The 6916-nt window shown below is 69.8% G+C and carries 8 protein-coding genes; all 8 read left to right on the top strand.

The window, feature by feature from the left end; genetic code table 11:
* Positions 1-11 precede the first annotated feature (11 nt).
* Positions 12-587 carry a YceD family protein gene (locus tag RMO85_RS08055; RefSeq protein ID WP_310528214.1) on the top strand — a complete coding sequence of 192 codons (576 nt, stop codon included), beginning with the start codon at positions 12-14 and terminating at the stop codon, positions 585-587.
* A gap of 67 nt (positions 588-654) precedes the next feature.
* A complete protein-coding gene (gene rpmF / locus RMO85_RS08060; protein ID WP_036491049.1) occupies positions 655-840 on the top strand; it encodes a 50S ribosomal protein L32 in 186 nt (61 codons plus the stop codon).
* A gap of 61 nt (positions 841-901) precedes the next feature.
* Positions 902-1579 (top strand): ribonuclease III, encoded by a 678-nt coding sequence (rnc, locus tag RMO85_RS08065; protein ID WP_310528215.1) that lies wholly within the window; start codon positions 902-904, stop codon positions 1577-1579.
* Between the two features lie 4 nt (positions 1580-1583).
* The gene (gene mutM / locus RMO85_RS08070) at positions 1584-2462 is read left to right on the top strand and encodes a bifunctional DNA-formamidopyrimidine glycosylase/DNA-(apurinic or apyrimidinic site) lyase (RefSeq protein ID WP_310528216.1); all 879 of its coding nucleotides are present in this window, start codon (positions 1584-1586) and stop codon (positions 2460-2462) included.
* A 78-nt stretch (positions 2463-2540) separates the two neighbouring features.
* Complete coding sequence (locus RMO85_RS08075) at positions 2541-2732, top strand: hypothetical protein (RefSeq protein ID WP_310528217.1); 192 nt, start codon at positions 2541-2543, stop codon at positions 2730-2732.
* Between the two features lie 40 nt (positions 2733-2772).
* A complete protein-coding gene (locus RMO85_RS08080) occupies positions 2773-4323 on the top strand; it encodes a hypothetical protein (RefSeq protein ID WP_310528218.1) in 1551 nt (516 codons plus the stop codon).
* Positions 4324-4384: 61 nt separating this feature from the next.
* Positions 4385-5653 carry an MFS transporter gene (locus RMO85_RS08085; protein WP_310528219.1) on the top strand — a complete coding sequence of 423 codons (1269 nt, stop codon included), beginning with the start codon at positions 4385-4387 and terminating at the stop codon, positions 5651-5653.
* Between the two features lie 98 nt (positions 5654-5751).
* Positions 5752-6916, top strand: a 1165-nt coding sequence (locus RMO85_RS08090; protein ID WP_310528220.1) for an AAA family ATPase, incomplete at its 3' end; no start/stop codon positions are given.

The following is a 6916-nucleotide window of genomic DNA, read 5'->3' on the forward strand; positions in this document are numbered from 1 at the left end:
GGAGTGACATCGTGACCAGCCTGGACCCGAGAGCGCCGCTCGTGCTCGATACACGCGAGCTCGGCCGCCGCCCGGGGTCCCAGCTTGAAATGGTGCGCACCGTGCCTGCGCCGGCAGAACTTGGCATCGAAGTCTTGCATGTCCCTGAAGGCTCGCCGGTCGAACTCGACCTGCGACTCGAGGCGGTCATGGAGGGCGTGCTGGTCTCCGGCTCCGCTTCGGCAGAGCTGGACGGCGAATGCGCACGGTGCCTGGATCCGATCGAGGACGAGATCACCGTCCGGCTCCAGGAACTGTTCGTGTACGACGACGTCCGGCACGACGCGTCCGACAAGGACCTCGACGACGAAGTCAGCCGGCTCGAGGACGACCTGCTCGACCTCGAGCCACTGTTGCGGGACGCGGTGGTTCTTGCACTGCCGTTCCAGCCGCTGTGTGTGGAGGACTGTCCCGGGTTGTGCGTCGAGTGTGGCGCCCGACTGGCGGATGATCCCGAGCACGGGCACGACGAGCCGATCGACCCCCGGTGGGCCGGCCTCGAAGCCCTGCAGGACAATCCGCAAGACCCCAGCACCACCACTGACTGATCCCTGCTCATCCCAGAACGACACGTACGGCCGAGGTGACTCGGCCGGCAACACCAAGGAGAGAACCATGGCTGTTCCGAAGCGGAAGATGTCGCGCAGCAACACGCGCCACCGCCGGTCGCAGTGGAAGGCCGTCGCGCCGAGCCTCGTGACCTGTGCCAACCCTGCCTGCGCCGAGAAGCACCTCCCGCACCGCGCCTGCGGCGCCTGCGGCCAGTACGGCGCCCGCGCCGCTCGTCGCCAGGTCCTCTGAGCGAGCAGCAGCAACTCCACTGAGCACACAGGAACTGCGCGAGGCGCTCGGGAACCCCACGTTGGATCCCGGGCTCCTCGATCGCGCCCTGACACATCGTTCCTATGCCTACGAGAACGGTGGCATCCCCACCAACGAGCGCCTGGAGTTCCTCGGCGACTCGGTGCTCGGGGTCGTGGTCACCGAAACGCTCTACACCAGCCACCCCGACCTCTCCGAGGGGCGGCTGGCCAAGCTGCGTGCGGCCGTGGTCAACGCCCGGGCCCTGGCCGATGTGGCCCGCCAGATCGAGCTCGGCAAGCACATCAAGCTCGGCCGCGGTGAAGAGTCGACCGGCGGCCGCGACAAGGCCTCGATCCTCTCCGACACGGTTGAGGCCGTGATCGGCGCGATCCACATGAGCGGCGGCATCGAGGCCTCGGCCGACGTCGTGCACCTGCTCTTCGACGACGTGATGCTGGCCGCCGCCTCGATGGGGGCCGGCCTGGACTGGAAGACCTCCCTCCAGGAGCTCTCCGCCGCCCTCGGGCTCGGCGTGCCCGACTACGTGATCGAGGACGACGGGCCCGACCACATGAAGACCTTCGTCGCCCGCGTCCGCGTGGGCGACCAGCTCTACGGCCGCGGCACCGGCCGCTCGAAGAAGCAGGCCGAGCAGGGTGCGGCCGAGACCGCCTATCTCGAGCTCTCCGCCGCGCGCCCCCAACCCGCCGACGGCCCGATCGACCAGCAAGCCTGACCCGGTGCCCGAGCTCCCCGAGGTCGAAGTCGTCCGGGCGGGGCTGGCCCGTCACGTCACCGGCGCCACCGTCACCGGCGTCGAGGTGCTCCATCCGCGCCCGCTCCGGCGTGACCCGCGTGGATCCGACGGGTTCGTCGCCGACCTGTTGGGCAGGCGGATCGAGGACGTACGCCGCCGCGGCAAGTACTTCTGGCTCGCCCTGAGCTCCGGTGACGCCCTGCTGGGCCATCTCGGCATGAGCGGCCAGATGCTGCTGCAGCAGCCTGGCGCGGCCGACGAGAGGCACCTCCGGGTGCGGTTCCTCCTCGGTCTGGAGTCGGCGGACCCGCTGGAGATGCGGTTCGTGGACCAGCGCATGTTCGGCGGCCTGCTCATCTCCGAGGGCGGTGCCGAGCTGCCGACCGAGATTGCGCACATCGGCCGCGACCCGCTCGACCCTGAGTTCGATCAGCATGACGTGGTGAGGCGCATGCGGCGCCGTACGGTCGGGATCAAGCGCCAGCTCCTCGACCAGTCCCTCGTCTCCGGGATCGGCAACATCTACGCGGACGAGGCCCTGTGGCGGGCCCAGCTCCACTTCGACCGGCCCGGAGACATGCTCACGCGTGCGCAGGCCGCCGACGTCCTCGGCCACGCCACCGCGGTCATGCGGGACGCGCTGGGCCAGGGCGGCACGTCCTTCGACGCGCTCTACGTCAACGTCAATGGGGAGTCCGGCTACTTCGACCGGTCGCTGCACGCCTACGGCCGCGAGGGCGAGCCGTGTGAGCGCTGCGGGACGCCGATCCGGCGGGCGGCGTTCATGAACCGGTCGTCGTACTTCTGCCCGCTGTGCCAAAAGCCCGCGCGGGCGCGCCGAAAACCTCCCGCCTCGCATTGACCCGGTCCCGACCGGGTGGGACTCTTGTAGGTGGTCGCAGGCCGCGACCACACCATTTTCGGCGAAGGGGCACACCTCATGGCGAAGGCGCTGATCGGCTACCTCCACAGCGACCAACGCATTCCCGCCCGACTGGGTCTCGAGAATCAGCGCCTGCGCGGCCGCGTCGCCGAGCTCGAGACGCTGGTGCTGCGGCTTCAGGTCGAGAACGACCGGCTGGTCGCCGAGCAGGCGACGGCGGTGCTCGAGGCGGAGATGCTCCCGGCCTGATCGGCGCGTGACCCGACCAAGGTCTCGTCGTTGAGGGGACATGCGCACCCTGCCCTCCCTCGCAGCCGCCCTGACCCTCGCGACGTCGCTCGCCCTCTCCGCGCCCGCCCTCGCCCATGGTGACCGCGACCGCATGCAGCAGAAGCGGTCCGACTACGCCGCCGGACTCAACGCTCCCGTCGTGATGAGCCCCAGCGTCAGCCTGGTCGACACCAACCCTGGTTCGGCGGGGATCTCGGGCTGCTTCATGAAGACGGCACCCCTCTTCGTCATGTCCGGGCTCGACTCCGTCGTGGTGCACGACATCAGCAACCCCGTCGACCCCCAGCGGGTCGGCACCTTGGCGAGCCTCCAGTTCGAGAACGAGGCGATGAGCTGCGGTGAACGCAAGGTCGGCAGGAGCACGCAGCGCTTCGCCCTCATCGGCGTCGACCTCTACCAGGCCTCACCCGGCGACGTCGAGCACGTCAACGACCCGGTGCGGGGTGACTACGAACTCATCATCGTCGACGTCACCGACCCGACGGCGCCGCGGATCCGCGCGCGCGCGCCCTCCACGACCAGCACCCACACGGTCACCTGTGTCGTGGACACCGACTGTCGCTACGTCTACTCGGCGGGTGACGACAACCAGGTCCCCGGCCAGGGCAGCTTCTCGATCTTCGACCTCACTGACCTCGATCACCCGGTGGAGGTCGACAGCGACCCGGCCACGCAGGGACTGCAGCCGTTCCGCTCCGACGCGGTGGGTTGGGGAGGGCACAAGTGGAACTTCGACGGGGCCGGACACGGCGTCCACACCGGCGCCGGCGGCTCCTACGTGTACGACGTCTCGAACCCGCTGAAGCCGGTGGAGGTCGCCAACACGGGGGCAGCCGGCGACTCAGGCCGCGACGGCATGACCAACGGCTTCAACAACTTCATCCACCACAACTCCTTCCAGCCCAACGCCACCGCCTTCCGCGCCGGTGCGGCGCCGTCGCTGGCGAACGGCAACATCCTGCTCGTCACCGAAGAGGACTACGAGAACCCCGACTGCTCGACTGCCGGCTCGTTCCAGACCTGGCACGTGAAGCGGCTGGACGGCTCCGACGGCTCGATCGTGCCGCTCGCCAAGGTCGAGCTCGCCGACCTCGCCACCTACCCGCTGCCCGCCGGAGCGTTCTGCTCGGCCCACTGGTTCGACTACCACCAGTCCGGGCTCGTCACGATCGGCTACTACGGGGGTGGAACCCAGATCATCGACGTCTCCGACCCGCTCGCACCCAGTAGTCACGGGTTCGCCTGGTTCGGCGCCTCGGAGGTGTGGGACAGCTACTGGGTCCCGGTCTACAACTCGCGAGGCGTCGCCACCGGCAAGAAGACCAACGTGGCCTACTCGGTCGACCTGGTCCGTGGCCTCGACGTGCTGGCCGTCGATGTCGACGGCGACAGTGTCGGTGCGGTGCCCGACCCGGCGCTGTTGCCGGGTGGCGCGGGAACAGACGTCGGCCTCACCGACACCGTGCCCCTCGGGGTTCTGGGCGGTCTCGGCGCGCTGCTCGTCGTCGTGCGTCGGCGCGGCTCGAGTCGCGTCCTGCCCCGCGACTGAACCGCGGCACCGGCGGGAGCCCGTCTGGCGATCAGGAGACCCCGACTAGGATCCCGCTGTTGTGAGCCGCCTTGTCGAGACCGTGTTTCCCGAACGGCTCGGGCGCAGCTTCCGCTGGCTGGTGCTGGGCTCGTGGGTCTCCAACATCGGCGACGGGCTGATGCTCGCCGCGGGGCCGCTGCTGGTGGCCTCACAGACGCGCGAACCCGTGCTGGTGGCTGCTGCAGCCATGGCCCAGCAGCTACCCTGGCTGATGTTCGGCCTGGTCGCCGGCGCACTGGCCGACCGGCTGGACCGGCGGCTGTTGGTGATGGCGATGGATGGCGTCCGGGCCGTGCTGCTCGCCGGACTGTGCGTCGTGATCTACACCGGCCACGTCAACGTCTGGCTGGTCATGCTCGCGTTGTTCCTGCACGGCACTGCCGAGGTGTTCGCCGACACGACGGCCGGCACGCTGACCCCGATGCTGGTGGAGAAGGCCGACCTGGGCATTGCGAACTCACGCATCATGGCCGGCTTCCTGACCGCCAACCAGCTGGTCGGGCCGGCCATCGGCGCCTTCCTGTTCGCGATCGGCATGGCGGTGCCGTTCACCGTCCAGGTGTCCTGTGTCAGCGTTGCCGTGCTGCTGATCTCACGCATTGCCACGCCCAGGGGCGCGGTGCGCGAACACGTCGACACCCACGTCCGCCAAGACATCGTCGAGGGGGTGCGCTGGCTGGCCGGCAACGGACCGGTGCGCACCCTGGCGCTCGTCATCGTTGCCTTCAACATCACCTGGGCGGCCCCGTGGTCGGTGCTGGTGCTCTGGACGCTGGAACGCGTGGGCATCGACGCGGCCGGCTTCGGCCTGCTGGCGACGGCGTCGGCGCTCGGTGGGTTGGTGGGTACGTTCGCCTACGGCCGGATCGAGGAGCGGGTGCCGCTCGCGACCCTGATGCGGGCCGTGCTGTTGTGCGAGGTGGTCTTCCACCTCGCGATGGCGTTCACCACGTCGCCGTACGCCGCCTATCCGCTGATGTTCTTCTTCGGCGCCTACGCGTTCGTGTGGGGGACGCTGTCCAACGCCGTGCGGCAGCGGGCCGTGCCGACCGAGTTCCAGGGTCGCGTCGGGTCGGTCTACATGCTGTGCGTGATGGGCGGCATGCTGGTCGGCTCGCTGCTGGGCGGTCTCATCGCACGGCAGTGGGGCGTGACCGCGCCGTGGTGGTTCGCGTTCGTGGGCTCGGGACTGACCCTGGCGCTGGTCTGGCGCGAGCTGGCGAAGATCGCCCACGCTGACGAAGTGGCGGGCGCGAACCTCCCCGAGGAGGCGCATCCGGCCGGTTAGGGTGGTCGTGCTTCCCCCGGCGTCTGAGAGGATGCCCCACTCGTACCACACAGACGCCGTACTCACCGCGCCTGACGGATTTGCAGGGGAGCTGCACGTTGTACCTCAAGAGCCTCACGCTGAAGGGCTTCAAGTCCTTCGCGTCTGCAACGACGCTCCAGCTCGAGCCCGGGATCACCTGCATCGTCGGGCCCAACGGCTCCGGCAAGTCCAACGTCGTGGACGCACTCGCCTGGGTGATGGGCGAGCAGGGCGCCAAGTCGCTGCGCGGCGGCAAGATGGAGGACGTCATCTTCGCCGGCACCACGGGCCGGCCGCCGCTGGGCCGCGCCGAGGTGCAGCTGACGATCGACAACAGCGATGGCGCGCTGCCGATCGAGTATGCCGAGGTCACGATCTCGCGCACGATGTTTCGCAACGGCGGCTCCGACTACGCCATCAACGGCAACAGCTGCCGGCTGCTCGACGTGCAGGAGCTGCTCAGCGACTCCGGCATCGGCCGCGAGATGCACGTCATCGTCGGTCAGGGCCAGCTCGACACGATCCTGCACGCGACCCCCGAGGAACGCCGCGGCTTCATCGAGGAGGCCGCCGGTGTGCTCAAGCACCGCAAGCGCAAGGAGAAGGCACTCCGCAAGCTCGACTCCACCGACGGCAACCTCACCCGCCTCAACGACCTGCTGACCGAGATCCGTCGCCAGCTCAAGCCGCTCGGCCGTCAGGCCGAGGTCGCCCGCAGGGCCGCCTCGGTGCAGGCCGATGTGCGTGATGCCCGCGCGCGGCTGGTGGCCGACGACCTGGTCCGGGCCCGGCACGCGCTCGCGCAGGAGATGGCCGACGAGACGATCCTGGTCGAGCGCCGCGCCGAGGTCGAGGCGGCACTCGCACATGCCCGCGAGCAGGAGACCGCCCTCGAGGCCGCGCTGCGCACCGACCTGCCGGCCCTGGCCCAGGCCCAGGAGACCTGGTTCGCCCTCTCCGGCCTGAAGGAACGCCTGCGCGGCACCCAGTCCCTGGCGGCCGAGCGGCTACGCAACGCCGCCGGCGCGGCCGACGCGGACACCGTGGACTCCGGGCGCGACCCCGACGAGCTCGAGGCCCAGGCCGCGCGCGTGCGCGAGCAGGAGGCCGAGATCGCGACGCTGGTCGAGGAGCACCGCCGCGCTCTCGACGCAGCAGTCGGCGATCGGCGTACGGCCGAGGACGCCGCGGCCGAGGAGGAGCGCCGCATCGCCGGACTGGTCCGTGCGGCCGCCGACCGAC

This window comes from Nocardioides sp., from assembly GCF_031422975.1.
In the GTDB taxonomy this organism is placed as follows: domain Bacteria; phylum Actinomycetota; class Actinomycetes; order Propionibacteriales; family Nocardioidaceae; genus Nocardioides.